This window comes from Fluviispira sanaruensis (assembly GCF_004295685.1).
Lineage (GTDB): Bacteria > Bdellovibrionota_B > Oligoflexia > Silvanigrellales > Silvanigrellaceae > Silvanigrella > Silvanigrella sanaruensis.
This window is the reverse complement of the sequence record NZ_AP019368.1, coordinates 1,652,808-1,677,898: the sequence shown is the minus strand read 5'-3', so window position 1 is coordinate 1,677,898 and position 25,091 is coordinate 1,652,808. Positions and strand designations below refer to the sequence as shown.

21 protein-coding genes are annotated in these 25,091 nt (G+C 33.8%); 11 read left to right on the top strand and 10 right to left on the bottom strand.

Annotation, left to right across the window (positions count from 1 at the left end):
• The first annotated feature begins 8 nt into the window (after positions 1-8).
• Positions 9-1,538, top strand: a complete 1,530-nt coding sequence (locus EZS29_RS07115) for a SpoVR family protein (RefSeq protein WP_130612818.1) — start codon at positions 9-11, stop codon at positions 1,536-1,538.
• A gap of 13 nt (positions 1,539-1,551) precedes the next feature.
• Here EZS29_RS07115 and EZS29_RS07110 read toward each other — a convergent pair whose 3' ends face one another.
• A complete protein-coding gene (locus EZS29_RS07110) occupies positions 1,552-1,935 on the bottom strand; it encodes a response regulator (RefSeq protein ID WP_130608041.1) in 384 nt (127 codons plus the stop codon).
• Between the two features lie 223 nt (positions 1,936-2,158).
• Between EZS29_RS07110 and EZS29_RS07105 the strand changes: the two genes are divergently transcribed.
• The 4 genes from EZS29_RS07105 (at position 2,159) to menD (ending at position 7,873) form a co-directional block, all read left to right on the top strand.
• Complete coding sequence (locus tag EZS29_RS07105) at positions 2,159-3,442, top strand: RCC1 domain-containing protein (RefSeq protein ID WP_172603826.1); 1,284 nt, start codon at positions 2,159-2,161, stop codon at positions 3,440-3,442.
• Between the two features lie 20 nt (positions 3,443-3,462).
• On the top strand, positions 3,463-4,755 hold the full coding sequence (locus tag EZS29_RS07100) for an RCC1 domain-containing protein (RefSeq protein ID WP_130608034.1): 1,293 nt from the start codon (positions 3,463-3,465) through the stop codon (positions 4,753-4,755).
• A 20-nt stretch (positions 4,756-4,775) separates the two neighbouring features.
• On the top strand, positions 4,776-6,068 hold the full coding sequence (locus tag EZS29_RS07095; RefSeq protein WP_130608031.1) for an RCC1 domain-containing protein: 1,293 nt from the start codon (positions 4,776-4,778) through the stop codon (positions 6,066-6,068).
• A gap of 194 nt (positions 6,069-6,262) precedes the next feature.
• Complete coding sequence (gene menD / locus EZS29_RS07090) at positions 6,263-7,873, top strand: 2-succinyl-5-enolpyruvyl-6-hydroxy-3-cyclohexene-1-carboxylic-acid synthase (protein ID WP_172603825.1); 1,611 nt, start codon at positions 6,263-6,265, stop codon at positions 7,871-7,873.
• A 5-nt stretch (positions 7,874-7,878) separates the two neighbouring features.
• On the opposite strand, the gene EZS29_RS07085 is transcribed toward menD, so the two are convergent.
• The 3 genes from EZS29_RS07085 to fabV all read right to left on the bottom strand — a co-directional run bounded on the left by EZS29_RS07085 (position 7,879) and on the right by fabV (position 10,828).
• Positions 7,879-8,712, bottom strand: coding sequence for an HDOD domain-containing protein (locus EZS29_RS07085; RefSeq protein WP_130608025.1), 834 nt, complete (start codon positions 8,710-8,712; stop codon positions 7,879-7,881).
• Between the two features lie 29 nt (positions 8,713-8,741).
• Positions 8,742-9,371 carry a nitroreductase family protein gene (locus EZS29_RS07080; RefSeq protein ID WP_130608022.1) on the bottom strand — a complete coding sequence of 210 codons (630 nt, stop codon included), beginning with the start codon at positions 9,369-9,371 and terminating at the stop codon, positions 8,742-8,744.
• Between the two features lie 266 nt (positions 9,372-9,637).
• Positions 9,638-10,828, bottom strand: a complete 1,191-nt coding sequence (gene fabV / locus EZS29_RS07075; protein WP_130608019.1) for an enoyl-ACP reductase FabV — start codon at positions 10,826-10,828, stop codon at positions 9,638-9,640.
• 604 nt (positions 10,829-11,432) lie between these two features.
• Here fabV and thrA point away from each other — a divergent pair.
• Genes thrA through thrC form a run of 3 tightly spaced genes read left to right on the top strand, consistent with a single transcriptional unit; the run spans position 11,433 to position 16,136 of the window.
• Positions 11,433-13,880 carry a bifunctional aspartate kinase/homoserine dehydrogenase I gene (gene thrA, locus EZS29_RS07070; protein ID WP_130608016.1) on the top strand — a complete coding sequence of 816 codons (2,448 nt, stop codon included), beginning with the start codon at positions 11,433-11,435 and terminating at the stop codon, positions 13,878-13,880.
• 15 nt (positions 13,881-13,895) lie between these two features.
• Complete coding sequence (locus EZS29_RS07065) at positions 13,896-14,840, top strand: homoserine kinase (protein WP_130608014.1); 945 nt, start codon at positions 13,896-13,898, stop codon at positions 14,838-14,840.
• A 12-nt stretch (positions 14,841-14,852) separates the two neighbouring features.
• Entirely contained in the window at positions 14,853-16,136 is a 1,284-nt protein-coding gene (gene thrC / locus EZS29_RS07060; RefSeq protein ID WP_130608011.1) for a threonine synthase, read from the top strand.
• Positions 16,137-16,157: 21 nt separating this feature from the next.
• Here the strand turns inward: thrC and EZS29_RS07055 are convergent, their stop codons facing one another.
• A complete protein-coding gene (locus EZS29_RS07055; RefSeq protein WP_216678732.1) occupies positions 16,158-16,715 on the bottom strand; it encodes a thymidine kinase in 558 nt (185 codons plus the stop codon).
• 128 nt (positions 16,716-16,843) lie between these two features.
• Here EZS29_RS07055 and EZS29_RS07050 point away from each other — a divergent pair, with 128 nt between their 5' ends.
• Entirely contained in the window at positions 16,844-18,118 is a 1,275-nt protein-coding gene (locus EZS29_RS07050; protein ID WP_216678731.1) for an NAD(P)/FAD-dependent oxidoreductase, read from the top strand.
• A gap of 3 nt (positions 18,119-18,121) precedes the next feature.
• On the opposite strand, the gene EZS29_RS07045 is transcribed toward EZS29_RS07050, so the two are convergent.
• The 4 genes from EZS29_RS07045 to EZS29_RS07030 all read right to left on the bottom strand — a co-directional run bounded on the left by EZS29_RS07045 (position 18,122) and on the right by EZS29_RS07030 (position 20,737).
• Positions 18,122-18,925, bottom strand: coding sequence for a CheR family methyltransferase (locus tag EZS29_RS07045; protein ID WP_130608008.1), 804 nt, complete (start codon positions 18,923-18,925; stop codon positions 18,122-18,124).
• Positions 18,926-18,944: 19 nt separating this feature from the next.
• Positions 18,945-19,793: an HDOD domain-containing protein gene (locus EZS29_RS07040; RefSeq protein WP_130608005.1), complete on the bottom strand. Its 849-nt coding sequence runs from the start codon at positions 19,791-19,793 to the stop codon at positions 18,945-18,947.
• A gap of 18 nt (positions 19,794-19,811) precedes the next feature.
• On the bottom strand, positions 19,812-20,171 hold the full coding sequence (locus EZS29_RS07035; RefSeq protein ID WP_130608002.1) for a hypothetical protein: 360 nt from the start codon (positions 20,169-20,171) through the stop codon (positions 19,812-19,814).
• A 95-nt stretch (positions 20,172-20,266) separates the two neighbouring features.
• The gene (locus tag EZS29_RS07030) at positions 20,267-20,737 is read right to left on the bottom strand and encodes a transglycosylase SLT domain-containing protein (protein WP_130607999.1); all 471 of its coding nucleotides are present in this window, start codon (positions 20,735-20,737) and stop codon (positions 20,267-20,269) included.
• 299 nt (positions 20,738-21,036) lie between these two features.
• On the opposite strand from EZS29_RS07030, the gene EZS29_RS07025 reads away from it, so the two are divergent.
• Both EZS29_RS07025 and EZS29_RS07020 read left to right on the top strand, forming a co-directional pair.
• Entirely contained in the window at positions 21,037-22,926 is a 1,890-nt protein-coding gene (locus tag EZS29_RS07025; protein WP_130607996.1) for a MutS-related protein, read from the top strand.
• A 93-nt stretch (positions 22,927-23,019) separates the two neighbouring features.
• Positions 23,020-24,057 (top strand): c-type cytochrome, encoded by a 1,038-nt coding sequence (locus EZS29_RS07020; protein WP_130607993.1) that lies wholly within the window; start codon positions 23,020-23,022, stop codon positions 24,055-24,057.
• Position 24,058: 1 nt separating this feature from the next.
• Here EZS29_RS07020 and EZS29_RS07015 read toward each other — a convergent pair whose 3' ends face one another.
• Entirely contained in the window at positions 24,059-25,057 is a 999-nt protein-coding gene (locus tag EZS29_RS07015) for a leucine-rich repeat domain-containing protein (protein ID WP_130607991.1), read from the bottom strand.
• Positions 25,058-25,091 lie beyond the last annotated feature (34 nt).

Genomic DNA, 25,091 nt, shown 5'->3' with positions numbered 1-25,091 from the left:
ATATGGTTATGGATCCAAGACTAACAAGTGATCTGACCCCAGAACTGAAGGATATTGTTTTTGAAATTGAAAGTCACGCAAAAAATCTGGGTCTTGATTTTTTCCCAACCATATTTGAAATGGTCGATTATCAACAAATGAGTGAAATAGCTGCTTATGGTGGTTTTCCCACTCGCTATCCCCATTGGCGTTTTGGCATGGAATACGAACGCATTGCGAAAAGCTATGAGTACGGCCTTTCCCTTATTTATGAAATGGTAATTAACAATGACCCTTGTTATGCTTATTTATTAAGAAGCAATTCCTTAGTCGATCAGAAAACTGTGATTGCTCATGTTTATGGTCATTGTGATTTCTTTAAAAATAATTATTGTTTTGCTCATACAAACAGAAAAACTCTTGATGAAATGGCAAACCATGGAAGTCGTGTTAGACGTTATATTGAAGAAGTTGGTCATGATGAAGTTGAAAGTTTTATAGATATTTGCTTATCACTCGAAAATTTAATTGATCAACATGGACCTCATATTCGCAGAGAATATAAACCGAAAGAAAAAGACAATTATGATGAGAGTTTAATCTCTCCAGACAAACTTCCGGTTCCTAAATTACCATCATTACGTGGATATATGGAAGGATATATAAATCCTGAGAGTTATTTAAAGGAACAGCAAGCAAAAGTAATATTAGAAAAAGAAAAAGAAAAAAAATTTCCTGAAAGTCCTGTGCGTGACGTACTCAAATTTCTCCTTGATTTTGCTCCTTTAAGTGCATGGCAAAGAGATGTTCTTGCTATTGTTCGAGAAGAAGCATATTATTTTGCTCCACAAGGTCAAACAAAAATTATGAATGAAGGCTGGGCTGTTTATTGGCACTCAAAGATACTGACCCAACTTGTCTTAAAAGATTCTGAAGTCATAGATTATTGCGATCATTATGCTGGAGTCGTGCAAATGTCTGGGCAAAGGTTAAACCCTTATAAACTTGGGGTAGAACTCATGCGACACATAGAAAAAAGATGGGACAAAGGTCAATTTGGTTTAGACTATACTTTATGTGATGATCCACTTGTGCGAAAAAATTGGAATAAAAATGCAAATAAAGGGATGCAAAAGATATTTGAGGTGCGGAAATTTCACAATGACATCACTTTTATTGATGAGTTTTTAGATGAAGATTTTTGTGAAGAAGCCAAACTATTCACTTGGGTACAAGATAGACGTTCAGGACAAGCAATTATTCATGACCGAGATTTTAAAACTATAAAAAGGGAACTTCTCGATGCGATGACCAATTTTGGCCACCCATTGATAGATGTTGTGGACGGGAATTTTCGCAATAGAGGTGAAATTCTGTTAAGACATCGTCATCAAGGAAAAGATCTTAAAATTGATTGGGCTGTTGAAACTCTGAAAAATATTCATAAAGTTTGGAGTCGACCTGTAAATATAGCAACCGTCATAGAGTCAGAAAATAAAATAATTCATTTTGATGGATCAGAACCTAGAATTGAAAAAGGCATTCAATTCGAACATTGATTATTATTTTAATTTAAGTTTTTTTTAAATCAATTAATTTCATAATTTTTAAACGAAATTCATCAACTTCAAATGGCTTAATTATAAAGCCATCAGCTTTTAGACTCATTCCCTGCAATATATATTTTTTTTCTTTGATTGAAGTGAAAAAAACAATTTTAAATTTCCGCCTTGGAAAACGATCTTTTAAGTTTTGAATGACAACGAACCCGTTTTTATCAGGCATATAAATATCTAACAAAACTAATGCCAATTCACGCGTGTTATTTATGACTCCCGCTAATAATTCAGCTTCAGTTTTACATGAAATAAAATTCACATCTAAAGTTTCTAATGCTTTCTTCGTTATGAGATGCATTTCTGGAGAGTCATCCATAAGTATTATAACTTTTCTCATACATTTCCTCTTCTGCTCTTGCTCTCAAATCGGCTTTTCTTAGTAAATTTTCAATATTTTCAATAGGTTCAAATTTTTGACGCTGAGCGAAGCAACTCTTAGTCTTAACAAAATAACAATTATTTAAAGAAATATTACATATATTAAAATCTTATTTTTAAATTTTATAAAAAACCAACCGATAGAATTTTAAAGCTCGTTTTCATGCACGAGGATGCAATATATGCTTAGAAGATTAATCTTCATACAATTTTTACTAATCCTTCCATTCACACTTTCTTGTTCTAAGGGCCGTGGAAATAATTCTGACTCCATAATGAGTTTAGGTAGTTTATATTCCTTAGATGACTTGAGTAATTTAGCAAAAAATTCTGGGAAAATACCTACCTACACAACTTCGGGCTCTGAAAATGGACTCATAAGTATGGGTGATTTAACAGCCTGCGTAGTGATGACATCCGGACAAATAAAATGCTGGGGATACAATCAATCCTTTCAACTTGGTAATTCAAGTGCGAGCACAAACAACCAGGCAGAACCTGTATATGTAAATATATTAACAGAAAAAGCAGTTGCTGTTTCTGCAGCACTCAATCACACGTGTGCCTATTTAATTTCAGGTATGAAATGTTGGGGTTCGCAAAACAACGGAAAATTAGGTAATAGAATAAGCAATACTTCATACGCAAGTATGCCACAAGATATTTTGAATTTAAATAGCAATCAAATAAAAATGATGGTGACTGGCGATGAACATGTTTGCGTATTGTTATCAGGTTCACAACAAGTTTTTTGTTGGGGCCTCAATGATAAAGGACAAGTGGCACAACCTTTTTCAAAGACAACTGTGATAAGTGGAATAAATATTCAAATACCGGAAAGCGTAAAACACATTGCAACTTCAGATCACTCCATGTGTGCAATTACTATTTCAGGTAATTTATATTGCTGGGGCTCATATATAACTACAAATGCTAATCCGAATCCGAAATTAATTGATTCTGGTGTCAAAAATATTTCAAGTGGTGAAAAAGATCATTTCTGTTATATAAGCGCGAATGATTTTGTCAATTGTTTTGGGAGGAATGATAAATTACAACTTGGTAAAATGCCAGAAGACCCAGAATATAAATTACAAAAAAATACAGTGCAAAATTTAAATAATGTTTCTGCTATCGTTGCAGGAGCATATCATTCATGCGCTATTTCAGACAATAACACTTCTGTTTACTGTTGGGGAGATAATAGTAAAGGACAGCTTGGTAACGATGACTTGGCAATTGACAAATCGAGTACACCTATAAAAGTAGTTAGTCTGCCTAACAAAAAAATAATCGATATTGCTTCTTCAGATAACGTAACATGTGTGCTTTTAGAAAGTGATGATGTTTTTTGTTGGGGAAACAATAGTGCACCTGTTGATAATTTAGGAGATTTTTTAGGCATTAAAAATCCACCAAATTTCTCAAATAAAGCAATTAAAATTCTAAATAGAAACGATCTTTAATTCAACAAAGGAGAAGTAATATGAAGTCAATGATTTTCAAAACAATTGCACTTATCATTATTTTCGAAGTTGTTTACTCTTGCTCAAAAGGTGAAGGGGGTAGTGGAAATGATGCAGTGGTTTCTTTAAATAGTTTTTATTCTCTAGATGATCTTTCTACTGCTGCAACAAGTGCTGGAAAAATTCCAACTTATACAACTTCTGGAGCAGAAAATGGTCTGATAAGTATGGGGGATTTGTCTGCTTGTGTGGTTATGACATCAGGAAGCATTAAATGCTGGGGTTACAACCAATCCTTTCAGCTTGGTAATACAAATGCAGGCACAAACAATCAAGTGACACCTGTTGTTGTAAACATATTAACTGAAAAAGCTGTTGCGGTGTCTGCGGCACTCAATCACACTTGTGCTTTTTTATCTACAGGGTTAAAATGCTGGGGCTCAGAAAATAATGGGAAATTGGGAAATAGAATTAACAATAATACCACTGCCACTCAACCACAAGATGTCTTGAATTTAAATAGCAATCAAATAAAAATGATGGTCACTGGAGACGAACATGTCTGTGTTTTATTTTCAGCTTCACAACAAGTTTCTTGCTGGGGATTAAACAATTTAGGACAAATGGCTCAATCTGATTTTGCAAATCCATTTATTAATGGCGCAAATATACCATTACCTGAAAGCGTAAAATTAATATCAACTTCAGATCATTCCGTTTGTGCAGTTACTGTTTCTGGCAGTTTATATTGCTGGGGTTCGAATATCACGACTAGTGCAAATCCAAACCCAATTCTCATAGATTCAGGCGTTAAAAATATTTCAAGTGGTGAAAAAGATCATTTCTGCTATATAAATTCAGAAGATACTATAAAATGTTTTGGGAAAAATGAGAAATTACAACTTGGTAACAACACTGCCACTAATGTTTTTAATAAAACACCAAATTCAGTGGCTGGAATTTCCCATGCAAAAGCTATCGTGGCTGGACAATACCATACCTGTGCAATTACGAACGACGGTTCATCCGTTTATTGCTGGGGCGATAATTCAAAGGGACAACTTGGCAGTGGCTCATCCACTCCTGCTCAATCAAATGCACCCATAGCAGTTTCAGGACTGCCCACAGCTAAAGTTATAGACATAGCCGCAGCAGACAACAACACATGTGCATTGCTCGACAATGAAGATGTTTACTGCTGGGGAAGTAACAACAATTCCGGCACTAGCGGTTATGGGGATAATTTAGGAATTAAAAATCCACCAAGTTTATCAAATAAAGCAATAAGAATTCTTAACAGAAATGATCTTTAAATAAAAAAAGGAGAAGTCAAATGAAGATATTATTGATGAAAATAATTGCACTTATTTTAATTTTTGAAACACTTTACTCCTGTTCAAAAGGCGGGGGGGGAAGTGGAAATGATTCTGTGGTATCATTGAATAGTTTTTATTCTTTGGACGATCTTTCTTCAGTCGCCACGAAATCAGGGAAAGTTCCTTTATACACCACCTCTGGTTCAGAAAATGGGCTTATCAGCATGGGGGATATCTCAAGCTGTGTCGTAATGTCTTCAGGCAAAGTAAAATGCTGGGGTTTCAATGCTGTTTTTCAACTTGGCAGCAACAAAGCAGGCTTTATCAATCAAAAAACACCTGTTTTAGCTGATATTTTACTAGAGAACGCAGTTTCAATTTCTGCTGGATATCTTCAAACTTGCGCCTATTTATCATCAGGGATGAAATGCTGGGGTGATCAAAACGATGGGGTCTTAGGAAATCAAGTTAACTCAGCCACTCCAGCTCAAACTCCTCAAGTCGTAAAAAATTTAGGGGGTCAACAAATTAAAATGATGGCAATTGGCGATTCGCATGTGTGTGTGCTTTTTTCTGGTACACAAAGTGTCTCTTGCTGGGGACAAAATTCTCAAATGCAACTAGCCCAATCATCCACTAGCACCCCATCTAGCCTCACAGCAGTGCCCATTAACTTACCAGAACCTATTAAGTCTATTGCAACTTCAGACTTTAACCCTTGCGCAGTTGCAGTCAGTGGAAATTTATATTGCTGGGGACAATTTATATCCACACCAGCAAACCCAAATCCTGTCCTCATAGCTTCAAATGTAAAAAATATTTCGAGCGGAGAGCAGTCACACTTCTGCTACACAGATACGAACGCTAACATATATTGCTTTGGTACGAATGATAAGCTGCAGCTAGGCTCTTCAACAGCGCCCGCTGGATTTAATAAAACGCCTCTACAAGTCAGTGGAATCTCGCATGCAACTGCAATTGTTGCAGGTAAAGTTCATACATGTGCAATCACAAACGACGGTGCATCCGTCGTTTGCTGGGGTGATAACTCAGTTGGTCAATTAGGCGCAAGTTCAAATAATCCAAATAAGTCAGCTATACCAATTGCAGTTGTGGGGCTTCCCGCAGCAAATGTTATTGACATAGCAGCAGCAGACAATAACACATGTGCTCTGCTAGATAATGATGATGTTTATTGCTGGGGTAACAATACTATACCCCCAGCAGGCGGCACTTCTGACTTCCTAGGAGTTGCGAGTCCTACTGTCTCCTATACTGCAGTTAAAGTTTTAAATAGAAATGATCTTTGATCAATATAAACTAATGCTAAGTGGGTTTATTTATTTAAGCCCACTTTTTTCTCCTATAAAAAATCAATTTAACTAAGATTATTAACTTTATTAAACATATAATCTACAAAAATCAATCATAGATAGACATTACATTATAATAATTGTATTTAAACCCTGCGTCTTTTTTTAAGGAAATGAGCAAGGAATTAAAAATGAAAAGCAATAGAAGTATTTCATCCGATATAATAAAAAAACTACTTAACTGGGGAGTCTCTGAATTTTATGTCTGTGCTGGAGCAAGAAATATTCCTTTAGTTGAAACCTTAATAAATTTGTCAACTGCAAATAAGAAAATCATATATAATCATTTTGATGAAAGATCTGCTGGTTTTTATGCAATAGGTCGAATAAAATCTCTTAATAAACCTGTATGTGTAATAACAACTTCTGGCACGGCAGTTGGTGAACTTTTAGCACCTGCTATGGAAGCTTATTATTCTGGACTGCCTCTTGTTTTACTTACTGCGGACAGACCTAAATCATTTCGTGGCACAGGCGCACCTCAAAGCGCAGAACAAAATAATATTTTTGGTAAATATGTCTCTTCTTGTTACGATATAGAAGCTGATCAAGAATTTGAATTTATGAGTTGTGCTAAAAATAAACCTTTGCATATAAATGTCTGTTTTGACATACCGTTGCAATCTGGTGCTCTAGAAGCGATCTTTCATACTCCAGGTGTAGACAATTGCCCTACGCATTATCGTATTCCAGAACAATTTATCCAAAATTTATACAAAAAAATAGACAATGCGGAGAATTTAATTGTAATAGTCTCACAAATTCATAATAAATATAAAGATATAATTATTGATTTATTATGCCACATTAATTTACCTGTTTATCTTGAAAGTATTTCAAATTTAAGAGAGGAATCAAAACTCTCGTCTTTGAAAATCAAATGCGCAGATAAGATCTGGATAAATGCAAAAAAATCAGGTTACAAAATCGATACAGTGATTAAAATTGGGAACACCCCAACCCATAGGATATGGCGGGATCTTGAAGAAATTTATAAGAATATAGAAGTTATTTCTTTATCAGACAATATTTTTCCTGGCCACTCCAGAGCAAAGCATTTTTGTATCGAAACGGATAAAGAAAGCATTCTTTACAATAAAAAATATTCTAGAGAACAATCAGAAGAGGTTATTAACTTTTTAAATTTTGATAATTTGTTTTTCTTAAAACTACAAGAATTATTTATTAAGTATCCAAATTCTGAACAAGCAATCATGTATACACTATCAAAAATAATTCCAAATTTTTCTCGCCTTTATTTAGGTAACAGTTTATCTATTCGCCATTGGGATTTAGCCGCTCAGTACAATCAAAAAAACTTCTACGTGGAAGCTTCACGTGGTTTAAATGGAATTGATGGACAAATATCAACTTTTTATGGATTCTCCGCAATTGACACACAAAATTTTGCCATAATAGGAGATCTCACTGCGCTATATGACTTAAGTGCTCCATGGGTCTTAGAGTATCAAAAAGCATTATATACCCACCTTATTGTAATCAATAATAGCGGCGGAAAAATTTTTGGTCGAGTCCTTTCAGGAATGGCTGGAAATTTCTGTCAGAATATCCATAATTATAGATTAGAGCACTGGTGCAAAATGTGGAATATGGAATATCTCGCTCTGAATGAAATAAATAATTTTAAATTACTAGACACTCAGCACAATGTTTATGAAATATTTCCCGATCAATTTCAAACCGATTCATTTAACGAAGAATTTAATAATATAGAATTATAAAAATATCAAAATCCAAAACTATTCATGGAGTGATTAACAATTTTTATTAGTTCAACAATTTTATCTTTGGATATCCCCAGCCTATCTATTAACATCATATTAACTCTGACATCCCTTGTATAACCTTCAAATCCACATGAAATTCTATGTGCTAATAAATCAGCAAGTTCCAAAATGATAAACTCTTTCTCTAAATAATCTGTATCTGATGATCTTACATTTTCTTTTGTATGATGATTCCTTACAAGCAAGATAATATTTTTATTTAATCCCCATTCGTTTAGAATATCTGAACCTATAATTTCATGTGAGGTAATATTAAGTTCCGTTTCAGCTTTGTAAAATTGAATTTTATCTTGAACGCACTTTTCAACTAAATTCTTCATTATATCTTTATGCAAAATAGCACGAGCAAGCAGACCTATATCATGAAAAGCTGCAGCTAAAGTGACATCGTGTAATGTAGGTAAATTTTTAATTTTTGCAATTTCAAACGCAAAACGAGAAACACAACTCGAATGGAGATTAAATTGTTTTAAATTAAAGAAACCAATTTCTTCTATTGAAGTATAATTAGTATAATATTCAGAAGTCAAAACCAAAGTAAGATTTATAATTCCAATTCGCACAATAGCTTGTTTTAAATCGTTTGTATGGACCCCTTGGCCGTAACGTTGCGAATTTGCGATCAACAATATTTTATTAAATAACCCAATATCTTTGGCAATTTTTTCAACCATCGTATCAATAATAAATTCATTTTTATAAATTGAAGAAAGACAGCTCACAATATTTTCAGTTAAAGGAGGTATAACAAATTTATTATATAAGTTCGCCATAGAGTATATTTCATCTTTAAGTCACATTATTAAAATTGTTTCATTTTATTAAAACTTAAAATACTGTCTATTGAAAGCCTTGGTTTTCTAGGCCAATTCCCATTACTTAAATATCCGACTGCAAGGAGCATGACTGGCACATAGCGGTCGGGAATTTGAAATTCTTTCTTAACACCTACAGGATCAAAACCTATCATCGCACCACTTGCAAAACCTTTAGCTTGAGCAGCAAGCATAAGAGTCATAGCTGCCATAGAGGCTGATCGAATGGCTTCATCTCTTTCGAGTGCTGGATTTTCTTTATACATTCCATTTGCCATTTGCAGCCATCCATCATGCATTTGTTGATCAATTAGATTTGCTGTTTTAATTGATGATAAAATATCGGGCATTTTTTCGAGACCTTTTATATCGCCTAAAACGATAAATGTAACAGATGCATCTGTTATTTTTTCTTGATTGAAAGCCACAGCTTTAAGTTTTTCTTTTTCAGCTTTATTTGTAAGAGCAATAAAACGCCAATGTTGAATATTAAAGGAAGACGGCGACTCGATTGCATAGCTTATCAGATCTTTAATTTCATTTTCACTTATAGTTTTTGCAGGATCAAATTTATTTACGGATGTCCTTTGTTTGATAATATCAAGCGTTGAGTTCATACTCACCTCATCAAATAAAATTATAAAACATCTCGAAATTAAAAATCATTCACTTTTGCAAATAAAAAATAGTAAAAATCATTTATTTAATAATACTGCATTGAGGTTAAAAATATCAATCCTAATTGTGGAAAAAAATTTCATAATCGTATTAACATATGTACGACAAAATAATGACTTTGCTTACATTATATAAAAAAGAGCCCGAAATTATGCATTTATTTCGGGCTCTATGCAATCTCATTTCGGACTTTTTCTGTCTAAAACTATGAAATAGAAGGGATCTCAACCTTTATTTCAACATCCGCTTTGTAGTCTACCTGAGGTAGAGCGAAACCAAACAGTTTATAAAAATCATTGCGATATCCAGATAAATCGGAATAATCGTTGATATTTTCTGAATTCACTTTTTCCCAAAGTTTGGATACCTCAGTTTGCACATCTTCTCTCATTTCCCAATCATCTATGCGAATAAGGCCTTTTTTATCTGTACTGATGTTTTTTCCAGAGTATAAATGCTCATTAAATAATCTGTAAGCTTGTTCAATACAGTCTTCGTGAATATTTTTATTTTTCATAATACGGAAAAGAAGAGAAATATATAAAGGAACAACTGGAATAGCAGAGCTCGATTGAGTGACAACAGCTTTATTAACTGAGACAAATGCTTTGCCACCAATATTATGCAATTTATCTGAAATAAGAGCAGCTGTTTTTTCTAAATGTTCTTTAGCTTTCCCAATCGTGCCTTCCCTATAAATAGGATAGGTTAAAACAGGACCAATATAAGAATATGCAATCGTTAAAGCATTATCAGCTAATACACCTGCATTTTGCAAAGCATCGATCCACAACTCCCAATCCTCGCCCCCCATTACACGCACTGTATTTTCAATATCGCCATCCCCTGCAGGTTCAATACTCACAGATTTGATTTCGCCTGTCATTGGGTTAATTGATTTCTCTGAATATGTTTTACCAATAGGTTTAAGAGCAGAAGAAAAGTTTTCTCCTGTAGTTGGATGAGTCCTTCTTGGCGAAGCCAAACTATAAACAACAAGGTCAACTTTCCCTAAATCTTGTTTTATGAGATCAATGGTTTTTTGCTTAATTTCATTCGAAAAGGCATCACCATTGATACTTTTTGCATAAAGCCCGTCGCTGTGCGCAGTCTTTTCAAAAGCTGCCGTGTTGTACCACCCAGCTGTCGCTGTTCGGGTGCCTTCTGCTGGCTTTTCAAAAAAGACTCCTATAGTTGCCGCTCCAGTGCCATAGGCAGCCGCAATTCGACTCGCAAGCCCATAACCTGTTGAAGCACCTATTACGAGAACTTTTTGCGCACCTTTGATTTTTTCATTGTTTTTAACAAAATTAATTTGATCTTGTACGTGCTGAGCACACCCAGTTGGATGCGCAGTTGTGCATATAAATCCACGGATTTTTGGTTCAATAATCATTATATTCCCTTTCTCTCTAGCAGAATGAGTCACCCGTATTTTGGTAAACTCAATAATCATTCTTAAAACACACTAAATGAAAAATGCAACCCTAAGTTCATAGGACTATATTAAGCTAGCTTATTTGGAAAGATAAGTCATTTTATAAAAAGAGAGGACTCTTTAGCTAAAGAACGCATAATATTAAGATGCACGCTTGTTTACATATTCATAAAAATTAAGCAACAGAGTTTAATTTCAATAAAAAACATTATAATACCTTGAATTTCAATTCTAAATAAATTATAAATTTAAACTCTCTTCTATTTCTGAATGAAGAGAACTTAAAAAGACATAAGTAAAAAGTTCGAATTTATTTCATCAAATGCGGTTTCTTTGAAAGGTGTTAATTATGAAGTCTTCTGAGCCGATATTCTTAAAAGTGCGAGCGTCTTTTAATTATAAACAAATTTCATCAATTAAAAACACCCCTATTACATACTCCACTCAGACAACACTCACGTTCATTTAAGCAAAATTTAAACAATAAAAAATAATATTTTTTATAAAATTATTTTAACAATTTTATAATATTAAAAAACATATCATTAAAGGGATATAAAACATGGAAAACGATATCATCGTGCATAAATTTGGTGGATCAAGTATAGCCAATGCGCAAAGATTTCTGGCCATTAAACAACTTTTAAACAAAGGCAAAGAAGTTATTGTTGTTTCAGCAATTAAAGATGCAACTACGACTTTACAAATGATTTTAAACAACGCAGCTCATGGAAAAAATTTTCTTGAGTTGCTTGAGTCACTTGAAAATGTGCATTTAGAAATAATTGATGCTCTCCAATTCGAAATAAATACATCTGACTTAAAAAATAAAATAAAAGGTGATTTTCTTACTATCCGAAATACTTTACTTGCAGTCATGCATATTTCAAGCTATTCAAAGGAAATACAAGATTTTATTTTAGGCTTTGGTGAACAATGGTCAGCTCAAATATTATCGCTTTATCTATCGCAATTCTATGATTCACGCTATCTTGATGCCACTGAAGTTTTAAGAACTCAATATGTAAATAATATCATTTCAATTCAGTGGGAAAAAAGCTCTTCACTTCTAAATCATTTTTTACAAAATAATAAATTTGAGAAATTAATAGTCACTGGATTTATTGCTGGGAATGAATCTGGCAAAAGAACGACTTTAGGTAGAAATGGGAGCGACTTCTCTGCATCTGTTTTTGCTAAACTTTTTAAAGCAAAAGCATTATATATCTGGAAAGATGTTGATGGAATATTAAGCGCAAATCCAAGCCGCGTAAAAGATGCCTTCCCTATTGAATCACTTTCTTACAAAGAAGCTTTAGAGTTGGCATATTTTGGTGCAAAAGTGATCCATCCTCGCACTATATCACCTGCACAAGAAGAAGGGTTTCCTATTTTTATTAAAAATAGTTTTAACTCCCTTATTAAAGGAACAGAAATCTCTGATAAACCTCACACTTCCGATCACCTTATTAAAGGTGTTACAGGCATTGATGATGTCGCACTTATTAATATTGAAGGTGCTGGTATGATCGGTGTCTCTGGAATTGCTGCACGTATTTTTTCAATTATACAGCAAAAGAATATATCTGTTATTCTTATTTCGCAAGCTAGCTCTGAACACTCTATTTGCTTTGCTGTTGCGCGAGAATATGCGGAATTGACGATTGAAACTCTTTCAGAAAATTTACAATTTGAGATTGAAAAAGGACAAATCGAAAATATATCCGCTGAATATGAATGTTCAATCTTAGCAATTATTGGCGATGAAATGATTGGCTCCGTTGGAGTTGCTGGAAAACTCTGCTCTACACTCGCAAAAGCAAACATAAATATCAATGCCATTGCTCAAGGTTCTTCTGAAAGAAATATTTCAGTTGTAATAAACAAAAAAGATATTAATAAAGCTCTCAACGCTGTTCACTCAGGCTTTTATCTCTCCCATAAAACTCTTGCTATTGGGCTGATCGGACTTGGTTCAGTCGGAAAAGCATTTTTTGAACAATTAATAAGCGCATCTGTAGAACTAAAATCAAAATATCAAATTGATTTATCGGTTCGTGGTATTATGAACTCTAAGAAAATGTACTTAACGGACAAGTCAATGGATATCTCATTATGCCAAGAATATTTAGCACAATATTCTGAATGTATAGATATCGAAAAATTTTCATCTCACATTGCCAGTGATGAATCCGCTCATGGGGTGCTAATTGATTGTACAGCAGATATAAATATTGCCCAAAAATATCTCTCTTTTATCAATAAAGGTCTTCATATTATAACGCCAAATAAGCATGCCAATGGGGGCGATTTAACTTATTATAAAAATTTAAAATCATTGGCAAAAGATAAGAAATGCCATTACTATTACGAAGCCACTGTTTGTGCGGGATTACCCGTTATCAGCACATTGCAAGATTTTATTAAAACTGGGGATGAGATCATTAGTATCGAGGGAATCGTTTCTGGTACTTTAAGTTATATTTTTAGTGAACTTGCTAAAGGCAAAAAGTTTTCTGAAGTTGTTTATGCGGCAAAAAAACAAGGCTTTACTGAACCAGATCCCAGAGCCGATCTCTCGGGTCAGGATGTAGCCAGAAAATTAATTTGTCTAGCCCGAGAAATAGGTTTTGATATTTCCCTCGAAAATATTGATATTCACAGCTTAATTCCTAAAGAACTTGAAGAGTGCAATGTAAATGAATTCTTAGAAAGACTTCCAGACTTTGATCATAAAATGAAACAATTTGTCGATAAAGCAAACGCAAAAAATGAAAAAATTTGTTACGTTGGTTCAATTGCAAAAACAGGTGAAGTCAAAATTAATTTAAATTCCTATGCGCAAAGCCATCCCTTTAGTCGCTTGGAAGGCACTGACAATATGCTTATCTTTTATACACGCAGATACTCAAAACAACCACTTATAATTCAAGGACCAGGTGCAGGTGCAGAAGTAACAGCCTCAGGAATTTTTGCCGATCTTTTAAGATTAGCTTCATCCCTAGCTTAAATAAAGGAAAATTACATGTTAAAAGAAAATTTAAATTCTGTCACTGCATTTGCACCAGCAACTTGTGCAAATGTCTCAATTGGTTTTGATATTTTAGGTTTTTCATTTGATGGTGCTGGTGATTTTGTTACGTTAAAAAAAAGGGTTGATGGGAAAATAATTATTGATAATATTGAGTGTGAAGAAAAACTTCCACTGGATCCAAATAAAAATACGGCTTCCGTTGTTATTCAAAAGCTGTGTGAAGATTTAAATATACAAAATGGTTTTTCTATTTCAATTAAAAAGGGTATTGCGCTCGGATCTGGCATGGGAGGCTCTGCGGCCTCTGCTGTTGCAGCCCTCACAGCATTCAATGCTTTCCTTAAGAAACCTCTATCTTTGCAAGAGTTATCGAATTACGCCCTCCTAGGAGAAGAAGCTGCTTGCGGACAAAAACATGCGGACAATATCGTGCCCTGCCTCTATGGGGGAATCACCCTCATTCAATCAACCGATCCGATTCATGTTGTTGAATTGCCCGTACCCAATTTACATTGTGTGCTTATTCATCCCTATTTAAAAGTTGAAACAAAGCATGCACGCGGGGTTTTATGCACAAGTGTTCCGCTGAAAGAATGTATTAAACAATCTGCAAATACAGCATCTTTTATTGCAGCTCTCTATCAAGCTAACAATGCTTTGCTCAAAAAATCAGCTCAGGATTTTATCATAGAACCTCAGAGAGCTCACCTCGTACCTGGATTTTACGAAGTGAAAAAGGCCGCACTTGATTCAGGAGCACTTGTTTCTTCTTTCTCTGGTTCAGGACCTACACTCTTTGCTCTAGCTGAAACAAAAGAAATGGCCTTAACTATTGCAGAAAATATGCAAAATACTTTTCTGGCTCATGAAATTAAAACTGAATTTTGGATTTCTAAAATGAATTCGAAAAATGCATTTGTTGTTGAAGCACATTAAGGATTAATCATTATGCACTATATTAGCACTCGCAATAAAAATAAACTTTATTCTTTAACAGAAGCTTTGCAGAAGGGATTAGCAGAAGATGGCGGATTATTTATTCCAGAATATTTTCCGAAAGTAAATTTAACTGATTATAATATGCAAATGTCTTATATTGATTTTGCCGAAAGGCTTTTACAGAACTTTTTTAAGGAAGATATTCTTGATAAGAACCTAAGGGAAATATGTGAAAATGCATTCATATTTCCAGTAAAAATAGAAACAATCGATAGCAACACGCTAATGCTCGATTTATGTAAAGGCCCTACCCTATCTTTTAAAGACTTTGGGGCACGTTTTTTAGCAGAATGCTTAAATAAAATTTCGCACAAAAATAAATCGACGATTATGGTTGCAACTTCTGGCGATACAGGGTCTGCAGTCGCAAGTGCATTTTATAATAAGGAAAATACTCGAGTCATAGTTCTTTATCCAAAAGGAAAAATATCTGAAAAACAAGAAAAACAAATCACTTGTTGGGGACAAAATATTTTATCTCTTGCAGTCCATGGAACATTCGATGACTGCCAACGTCTCGTGAAACAAGCTTTTAATGAAAATTGGTGGCAAGATGTTATGAATATGAGCAGTGCAAATAGCATAAATATTGGTAGGCTTCTTCCACAAATGATCTATTATGCATATACAAGCTTTGTTTTCTTTAACAAAAATAAGACTTCGCCCGGCTATATCATACCGACAGGAAACCTCGGCAATGCCACAGCAGCTTATTGGGCAAAGGAAATGGGTTTTCCAATTCGCGAAATCTCTTTAGCCACCAATGAAAATAGAGTCATAAATGACTATCTTGAATCAGGTGTGTTTAGCCCACGCAAAAGTGTTCTGACCCTTGCTAATGCTATGGATGTAGGCAATCCAAGTAATTTTGAACGACTTTCACAATTATTTCATGATCATTCCATCTTCGATAAAAATGTTACATCAATAAGTGTAACTAATGCAGAAATTAGGCAGACAATCGCATATTTTTATAACAAATATAAAAAAATAATATGTCCACACACTGCTACAGGTTTTTTTGTGAGAAAAAGCAAGTGCACTGAAAGTTGGATCGTGGTTTCAACAGCGGATCCATGTAAATTTGATGATATTATAGAACCGATTATTCAAGAAAACATAGCTATTCCTGAACAGATGCAAACTCTGTTGATGAGAGAAACTATGTATTGGGATGTAAAAGCTGAATTGAGTGATATAGAGAAAATTGCTAAAAAATATTTTAAAATTTAACTTTATTTTTGAAAACTTTCTCTATTTAAAAATGCTGTGATGTTTACGGCAACGCGGTTCATAGCTTTCAATGGCTCCCACAAAAACAGTTTCTTCTGAAGGAAACAGTCTTTGGGTGTACTGAGCATCTTCTGCACAAACAGAACAAATTGCCGATAACTTTGTCACCTTGTTTGCCATTGCTAATAATTCAGGCATTTTTCCAAATGGTCTTTTTCTAAAATCCATATCTAAGCCAGCAATAACAACTCTGATACCCTTTTCAAGTATTTTTTCTACATCGGCTAAGATTTCGTCAGTAAAAAATTGAGCTTCATCAATTCCCACAACATCAATGTTATCTAAATTATAATTAAATATTTCTGCTGTATTTTGAATAAGAATGGATGGAATTTTAACTCCATTGTGACTGCAAATGCTTTCATCAGAATATCTGATATCAGATGAATGTTTGAAAACGAGTATTCGTTGCTTAGCAATTGTTGCTCTTTTTAAAACACGGATCAGTTCTTCTGTTTTTCCACTAAACATACAACCACAAATAACTTCGACAGTTGCCCCAGATATTTTATGAGCCACAGCACACTCCTCTCCCATAGCCAATTGTTTGCGCCTTGCTTGGGCTATTATAAAATAACAGTATTTGCAACTTTACATGATTTAAAGATATTATTTTTTGTGGTTATATTAATAGATATGAGGATCTTATGAATAATAAAATGACATCTGCACATATTGTAATTGTAGGAGCTGGTTTTGCTGGAATTAATGCAGCTAAACAGCTTGGAAAATATAAAGAAATTCAAGTGACTTTATTAGATAAAAAAAATTATCATTTATTTCAACCTTTATTATATCAAGTCGCTATGGCAGGATTGAGCCCTGCAGAAATCGCTTCCCCTATTCGATCAATTTTGGCAAAATGTGTAAATATAAATGTCACATTAGGCAACGTAACAAAAATTAATTTACAAAATCAAAAAGTTAAAACAGAATTCAAAGAATATAAATACGATTACCTTATCCTCGCGTGTGGCGCAACTCACAGTTATTTTGGTAAAGATGAATGGGAAGAATTCGCTCCGGGTTTAAAAAGCATTGAGCAAGCAACTGAAATCCGAAGAAGAGTACTTACAGCCTTTGAACTTGCAGAAAGAGAAAGTGATCCCAAAAAGATAAGAGAATATCTCACTTTTATCGTGGTTGGGGGAGGGCCAACTGGAGTTGAACTCGCAGGCTCTCTTTCAGAAATGGCACACTATACGTTAAATAAAGAGTTTAAAAATATTGATTTAAAAAGCACGAGTATCATCTTAATTGAAGCAGGAGAGCGAATTCTCGCAAGTTTTTCTCCAGATCTTTCAGAACAAGCCAAAAAAGATCTTGTAAGTATCGGTGTGACAGTTAAAACAGGCACGCGAGTGAGCTCAATTGACAGCCAAGGCGTGCACATAGGCAAAGAGTTTATTCCATCAAGAACAGTTATTTGGGCTGCGGGCGTACAGCCATCCTCTACTGGGGCTCTGCTTGGCTGTGAGTTAGATAGAGCGGGCAGAGTTATTGTCACCCCATTTTTGCATTTACCTGAGCACAAAAATGTATTTGTGCTCGGTGACCAAGCAAGTGTCCTTGGCAAAGATCAACGCCCCCTTCCTGGCCTTGCACCAGTCGCTATTCAGCAAGGGATTCACACTGCCAAAAATATAATGAGAAGCTGTGAAGGAAAAGAACTCTTAGCATTTTCATATTTTGATAAGGGACAGATGGCTACTATCGGCAGAGGACGTGCTATTTCAGAGTTTTCTGGTTATAAGGCGCATGGAAAAATTGCATGGATTGCATGGTTATTTATTCATATTTTATATTTAGTTGGCTTTCGCAATAAAGTTTTTGTATTTTTTCAATGGCTCTGGTCATATATTACTTTTGGCAGAGGGGCTCGCTTGATAACGAAACAAGAATGGAAAAACCACGATAATTAAGTTTTAAAGTTTTTCAAACATTGAGTTACCAAGTGATTTTAAGTTAAATGCCTTTGCATCTACGCTGTCACTGTGTCCAATGATTAATACTCCGCCTTTAACAAGCCTCTCAACAAGTTTACCAATTATTTCTTTTACTTTATCTGGAGTAAAATAAATAAGAACATTCCGGCAGACAACTGCTTCGAACGATGGAGGCAGACTTTGTAACTTTACTAAATTATCGGTAAAGAAACGGGTTTTAGCTTTAATATTTGCATCGGGAGCAAAACTATCTTCATTAGCAATTTTTTTCACTAAATTTTGATAATTTGCTGGAATTTTATTAAAATCTTTCATCGGATAAATAGCTTTTTTAGCTAAATTAACAGAAACGGGATCAATATCAAAAGCTTGAAATTCAAAATCAAAACCAGGATGTAAATTTCTAAAAGATTCGAGCACGATGCTAAATGAATAGACTTCTTCACCTGTTGAGCATCCGCCTGATTGCATCCTAAATTTTTTAATTCCTTTAAATCTTTCAGACAGTATTGTTTCAAATTTTTTATAATGCGGAAGTTCGCGGAACCACTCTGTTGTGTGAATGGTAAAAGCACTTAGGAGTTGAGCAAACTCTTCATCATTTGCTATGGCTGCTTGTAAATATGCTTGTAAATTTTCAGCTTTTTTTACTTGGACTCTTCGCAAAATATTCGAGATAATAATATCTCGTCTATAAGAACCTTGCTGACAGTTTCCAGTCATATTTTCTGCCATGGCATATATCTGTTCTCTTTCTTCAGGAGTAAACGAATTAACACCCATAGCTCAGTTTCCTTTTGTGTTAAGAAGAGTGCAATGCAGCTTCCGTTTCTAATGCAGATTTCACTATTTCTTTCACATCATCGGCTGTGAGTCCCATTCTCTTTAGCATGGAAAGTTCAATACGAGTGTCACGTTTATATTCTTTAAAACCAAAACCATAACTGTGCGCAAGAATGTCAGATAAAATCAAGATATCAAGTAATTTTGCTGTCTCTGCTTCAAGATCTTTTCTATCTTCCGACTTTCTCGAATCATGTAAACTCACTATAAGCTTGACACGGTCAGGAATTTCCCAGGTTGCAAGTGCTCTTGCTCCAAGCTTTGAGTGTGATTCAAGCCCTAATTGCGATTCTGCAGCTGCAAAATCAATTTTATTTTCAAAGCAAAACTTTACCATCATTGTTAAATTTTCATGAAATAAACTTCCCATTATTGCCAATCCTACATCATGCATTAGACCTGCCATTTGGATATCAGCAATCGAATCTGGACTTATCTTTTTTGCAAAATCTGTACATAATAAACTTACAAATGAGCAATGCTTCGTAAAACTCTTAAAATCAAAAAACATGGAGTCTTTAAAGACAAAAGTTTCTTCAAGAGCATGCAAAATCATAAGTTGTCTTAAACTGTCATGGCCAATTCTCAGGATGGCTGTGTTTAAATCGCTGGTTGGCGCGCCTTTTCCTAATAGAAATTGCGATGAATTTGCGAGTTTTAAAATACTTGCTGAAATTCCAATATCCCTTGCTAATGACTTTGAAAGAACACCTGTATCGGCATTAGGATTATACAAATAAACCAGACATTCTCTTGCTATTTGAGGCATTGCAGGGAGCTTAAAACCTTCAGGAAGATGCATTTTCATATGAATGGTCTTTCCTAATTAATGGTGATGCTTGTTACCATTACTTTCATTGTCATTCTTTAGTAATTCTTTTAATGAAAAAACTGCGACGAGCAGCATACAAAACACACTGACCCACAGATGAAGATAAAGAGCAGCCACAATACTGGGTAAAGTCAATACAAGTGCATAAGCATTGGGTGAAACCGACTTAGAATATTCATCGGTTCCCGCGATTGAATAAATTAAAGCCATTAAAGGACAAACTGTGATTATTAAAAAAATCCACGTTTGGTCGGGAGAGCCTTTTTGAAAATGGGGAAATAATTTTAATACACCTATAACGAGTGCTATAAAACTAAATATTCCTGCTAAAATTGAAGAAATATTTTTTTGCATTTTTTTCTCCATAAAAAAAAATAAAGGAACACGCCTGAGCGCGTTCCTTTAATAATACTCTAAAACAATAGAGAGCAGATGTCAGATATTCTCTATCACATCAACTGATTATTTTGCACAATCACGTCAGCTAAATGAGTTGTGCTATAGTTTGGAATTTGATAAGAGAGACAAGTTCTCTTAAATTTCTTATATGTAACCCAAGCAGTCAATCCCTGTTGCTGGTAAACTTTAAATGCACATCTGGCATTCATGAATGGGTTTTGCAAATCTTTTGCAGACATTTTACATTTTGCCATCCAAATATCATTGATTTGAAATAAACCATGATCTTTTGTGTTATTCGTGTTGTGCTTATTAATCGCTTTTGGATTAAAATTAGATTCAAATTCAGCAATACAAGTGACAACTGGCACTATTTCACGAGGAAAACCAGCACGTTCCAATGTATTGGCAACCTGCTCTTTTGTTAACTGACGACTTGCTCTGATATCTTTTCTTTTTAACGGTATCGCTAAAGAAGAAAAACTCAATAAAATCGAAAAAATAATAAAAAACAATTTCATTTAATATCCTTTATTAGGTTTTAAAGCTGAGTGATAAATGCTTATAAGCTTAGGAGTTAAGCTTATGCTTATTTATATAGCAAAAATTATGCCATTGATAAAGCTATATTTATATTGTCTTTTAAAGGTAATTTTTCATTTATACTGTATATATACTAGACACTTTAATTCTATCTGTCTAAATTTTAATCAGTAACGACTGAAGCACTACAGAGTTGTCCTTACAATAATTTCTCTGTAAGCTTCAAAAGGTTGAATCGTTTAATTTTTTTTAATTTTCCCGAGTGAAAGAGCCGACAATGAAAGAAGATCTACATAAAATTAATGACATAAAATATTATGGTAAAATATCACCTTTTTTACGCGCACAAGAGCGCTCATTAAATTATTATAATAAACTCAAAACCTTAGACAATCGATTCGCGCTCTTTCGTCTTATAAGCACCATCACATTATTAGCAATTGTCGTAAATTATGCGCAAAAATCGAGTTCGACTACGATTTTTATTCTCATTATACTATTCCTATCCTTTTGCTTAATGACATCTTGGGCTCACAATGCTATTCAAGCTAGGCAAAAAAAATGGAAAGCAATTGCTTTAAGCTACAATCTTTCGGAAGCAAGGTTGCAAAGAGATTTTGCCTTCATAACGTTACATAAATCACCTTGGCACGATGAATGCGTAAAAACTCCAGCCGCGCATGTTTATTCTTCAGATCTTGATATTCACACACAACTTTATTCCTTGTTAAATACCTGTTCGACACAAAACGGTTCTGAAAAGCTTTTTACACTTCTATTAGATTCAGGCATACATCCTGAAGATACGAACACGGTCATAGAACGCTCAAATAAAGCTCAACTTCTAAAATCAAAAACAAGACTTTTAAGACATTTTGAAGCCATGAGATTAAATGAGTCCTTTTTGCAAAATTATTATAAACTCAATGAAAAAAAACAAGAAAATGAAAACGAAGAATCAAAAGAATACTCTATCTTTTCAAACGTATTTCGCATTGTTTACGCATTTGTAAGTATTTTTGCATGGTTTATTATTCTTTTACCTGCATTTAAACAGTTTTTATCTTCTGGCAATACAGAAGCATTTTTAAACCCAATTTTTCTCTACACAGGATTTCTTATTCTTGGTACTCTTATCTTTACTCCTATAACCAATTTAGCAGCGAAAGTTTCTCAATCATCTAAAACAATTCAAGAGATAATAGCAAATTTAAATAATAACGAAACAATCGCAGATAATTTGAATTTTTCATTTTTAAAGAAAAGCGCTAAGAGACAAATTAAGTCTTTAAATTTTTTACTCGACATTGTTTCTTTACGCGGCAATCCTATTTTTTGGGTGACTTTACATATTTTTCTCCCTTTTGATGCGCTTGTCTGCCTTATTTTACAATTTAAAATTAAAAAATTTATAACCAAACTGGAATTATGGGAAAATGAATTAATTGATTTTGATCTCATTGCGAGTTTTGCACGCTTAGCGAGTGAAAATCCTAAAAGCCGTTTTCTCACTTTGCTTGATAGAAAGCAGGCAAATGATCAACAAATTGAATGTGAAAATATAGGACATCCTTTAATTGCAACTCATAAGCGGATTTGCAATTCAATCAAATTAAATAAAAATTCCCCTGTCGTGTTGCTCACTGGAAGTAATATGGCAGGCAAAAGTACTTTTTTAAGAACTCTTGGCACAAATATTGTCCTTGCAAATATGGGAGCTCCTGTCTTTGCCGATAAGTTTATTTTTCCAGCCTTTCGCCTCTTATGCGCAATTCGCATTGACGACTCACTGTCAGATGGCACGAGTTATTTCTATGCAGAAGTGAAACGGTTACATTTTATTTTAAATTCACTCGATGATAATAATAAAAATCCTGGTTTTTTCCTGATCGATGAAATATTTAGAGGAACAAATAACAAAGAACGTTATATTGGTAGCTGGCATATAATACATGCGTTATTTGAAAAAAATTCATTTGGTTTTATCTCTACCCATGATTTAGCTTTAACGGAACTCGATAAAAATGATAAACGTTTAATTAATATGCATTTTAGAGAACATATTGAAGGAGAAGCACTTGCTTTTGACTATCTAATTAAAGAAGGACCTTGTCCTACAACAAATGCTCTCTATATTATGAAACAAAATGGTTTACCTGTTCCGTAAGAGTCAAAATATTGATTAAAAGAACTATAAATATCCAACTTTTAAATATATTTCTTTTTTGTTAAAATAAAATATTTAAAAATAGGATGTTCTATGAAAGCATACAAAATATCTTGCGCCCTCTTATGTGCAATCTCATCTGCAAGCTTTGCACAAAATTCATGGGATTTAAAAAAATACCCACTCGGAACAAAAATCACCCAAGTTGATGAAGCAAAAAAACTTATAGAAAAGATTGAGAAACGGAAAAAACAAAACTGGGTTGAACCAAATAAAAATGATATTCCAAAGGGTAAAGAAGGCGATAATATTCGTTATGGTATCAATCTCGTAACCAATACTTCGCAATTGATCGGACCAAATGCACAAAATAATAATTTAAGAATTTCTGCAAATAATTTGGACTGCGTACACTGCCATCAATCGGGGCCGAGTGGTTTACCTGGAACTAAAAAGTTTTCAATCCCTTGGATAAATAGTAAAAATGAATTTCCACAGCTTGATATTAAATCTATGACTGTGAAATCCATAGAAACAATTATCCGAGGAATGCTCGGAACAAATCCACAAAAAATGCCAGATAATTCAAAAGAAATGGTTGCAATTGTCGCATATATAAATTGGTTAGGAAGTAAAACAATTCCAAATATGAATATGTACTTTACAAAATTGGATAATAATATTCATTTACCCAAGAGGGCTGCAGATCCTGTAAAAGGAAAAGGGCTTTATAGCACTCAATGTTCGAGCTGCCATGGCGAAGAAGGATTGGGAATTAAAAAACCCAATTTTAACAAGGGCGAAGGTTATATTTTTCCACCTATTGCTGGAAATGATACATACAGTGATGGTGGTCATATGTATATGATTCCACTCTTAACTTCTTTTTTATACACGAATATGCCCAATGGTGCTACGCACGAAAATCCTCTTCTTAAAATTGAGGATGCATATGATATATCTGCCTACGTAAATCACAGTTTATCAAGAAAAAAAGAAAAAAATCGCGTATTATTATATCCCCTCAAAGAATATAGGCCAGAAGGATTTGCTATTCCTGAAAATTTTAAGGATAAAAAGGAATTTACGAAAGCAAAATTTGGCCCATTTCAAACCCATTTTTGGTGGTAACTTATATACCCTTTTGCTTTATCTTTGCTATTTTAGCAGGAATTATTTTTATATAATCGTGACAAATATCATTTAATATATCTTTATGCAAGACAGAAGATTTTTTAGCTAAGAAATCTTTGCAAATATTTTTATCGAATGGATTGCCATCTATTTTAACTTTTACGTTCATTCTTAAATTGAGAAGAGGCGATATATCAATAATATCATTATCTTCTGCGGTAAAAACTTTCATATTTTCAAGTTGAGTGATCGCATTTATTTTAGTTATATGATTTTGATTTAAAAATACCCAACGAGAATTCTTTAAATATTTTATCGACTGTATAGTAGAAAGTTTATTATTAGATAAACTAATAACAAATAAGTTTTTTAATGAAGTTAAAGGGGTTATATTCGAAATTAAATTATCATTAAGCCAGAGTGCTCGTAAATTTGTAAAACTCCCAACTGGAGAAACATCAACAATTTTCTTATCTGCTAAATTTAACATTTTTGCTATAACTAAAGACTTTTTAACAGAATAATCATTACAACACTTAACATGAAGAATATCTAGAATTGCATCGACGGTCTTCCTTATTTCTCTACTTGAAGAGTCTTTTTTTCTACACCATGAACGAAAAGTCCTATTTAAACCAATACGTAAAAATACAGACTGCTTTGTTTTATTATTTGTAATTTTGTATTTACATTGAGTGTAGGTTTCTAGTAGTTTATCAGGATCATGAAATGTTATCGTTTTTTTATGAAATTCTATTGCTTTGTCACAAACTCTTAATCCAGATATATTTTCTACACGAACTATTGAAGTATCAAGGGTAAATATTTTATTCTCAGAAAAAACCGCAAGGCTTTCTCTGAGAGATTCTTCAATTACTGGCACAAGAAAATCACTCTCAGGTTTTTCTATGAGCACATTCTTATCATTAAAAAAAACGTTGATTAAAATATCATTTGTCAAAGCAAATATAGGTAAACTCGTTAAAAATAATTGCACGGATAAAATCCTGATTATTATTAAGATATTACGA

What these genes read in the sequence shown, in the direction of transcription:
- EZS29_RS07035 (WP_130608002.1), bottom strand. Translation starts at nt 20,171, where the DNA reads ATGCAAAAAAATATTTCTTCAATTTTAGCAGGAATATTTAGTTTTATA.
- EZS29_RS07110 (WP_130608041.1), bottom strand. Translation starts at nt 1,935, where the DNA reads ATGAGAAAAGTTATAATACTTATGGATGACTCTCCAGAAATGCATCTC.
- EZS29_RS07100 (WP_130608034.1), top strand. Translation starts at nt 3,463, where the DNA reads ATGAAGTCAATGATTTTCAAAACAATTGCACTTATCATTATTTTCGAA.
- EZS29_RS07095 (WP_130608031.1), top strand. Translation starts at nt 4,776, where the DNA reads ATGAAGATATTATTGATGAAAATAATTGCACTTATTTTAATTTTTGAA.
- thrC (WP_130608011.1), top strand. Translation starts at nt 14,853, where the DNA reads ATGCACTATATTAGCACTCGCAATAAAAATAAACTTTATTCTTTAACA.
- EZS29_RS07115 (WP_130612818.1), top strand. Translation starts at nt 9, where the DNA reads ATGGATCCAAGACTAACAAGTGATCTGACCCCAGAACTGAAGGATATT.
- EZS29_RS07080 (WP_130608022.1), bottom strand. Translation starts at nt 9,371, where the DNA reads ATGAACTCAACGCTTGATATTATCAAACAAAGGACATCCGTAAATAAA.
- EZS29_RS07105 (WP_172603826.1), top strand. Translation starts at nt 2,159, where the DNA reads ATGCTTAGAAGATTAATCTTCATACAATTTTTACTAATCCTTCCATTC.
- EZS29_RS07045 (WP_130608008.1), bottom strand. Translation starts at nt 18,925, where the DNA reads ATGGGTGTTAATTCGTTTACTCCTGAAGAAAGAGAACAGATATATGCC.
- EZS29_RS07050 (WP_216678731.1), top strand. Translation starts at nt 16,844, where the DNA reads ATGAATAATAAAATGACATCTGCACATATTGTAATTGTAGGAGCTGGT.
- EZS29_RS07040 (WP_130608005.1), bottom strand. Translation starts at nt 19,793, where the DNA reads ATGAAAATGCATCTTCCTGAAGGTTTTAAGCTCCCTGCAATGCCTCAA.
- thrA (WP_130608016.1), top strand. Translation starts at nt 11,433, where the DNA reads ATGGAAAACGATATCATCGTGCATAAATTTGGTGGATCAAGTATAGCC.
- EZS29_RS07025 (WP_130607996.1), top strand. Translation starts at nt 21,037, where the DNA reads ATGAAAGAAGATCTACATAAAATTAATGACATAAAATATTATGGTAAA.
- EZS29_RS07065 (WP_130608014.1), top strand. Translation starts at nt 13,896, where the DNA reads ATGTTAAAAGAAAATTTAAATTCTGTCACTGCATTTGCACCAGCAACT.
- fabV (WP_130608019.1), bottom strand. Translation starts at nt 10,828, where the DNA reads ATGATTATTGAACCAAAAATCCGTGGATTTATATGCACAACTGCGCAT.
- EZS29_RS07030 (WP_130607999.1), bottom strand. Translation starts at nt 20,737, where the DNA reads ATGAAATTGTTTTTTATTATTTTTTCGATTTTATTGAGTTTTTCTTCT.
- EZS29_RS07085 (WP_130608025.1), bottom strand. Translation starts at nt 8,712, where the DNA reads ATGGCGAACTTATATAATAAATTTGTTATACCTCCTTTAACTGAAAAT.
- menD (WP_172603825.1), top strand. Translation starts at nt 6,263, where the DNA reads ATGAAAAGCAATAGAAGTATTTCATCCGATATAATAAAAAAACTACTT.
- EZS29_RS07020 (WP_130607993.1), top strand. Translation starts at nt 23,020, where the DNA reads ATGAAAGCATACAAAATATCTTGCGCCCTCTTATGTGCAATCTCATCT.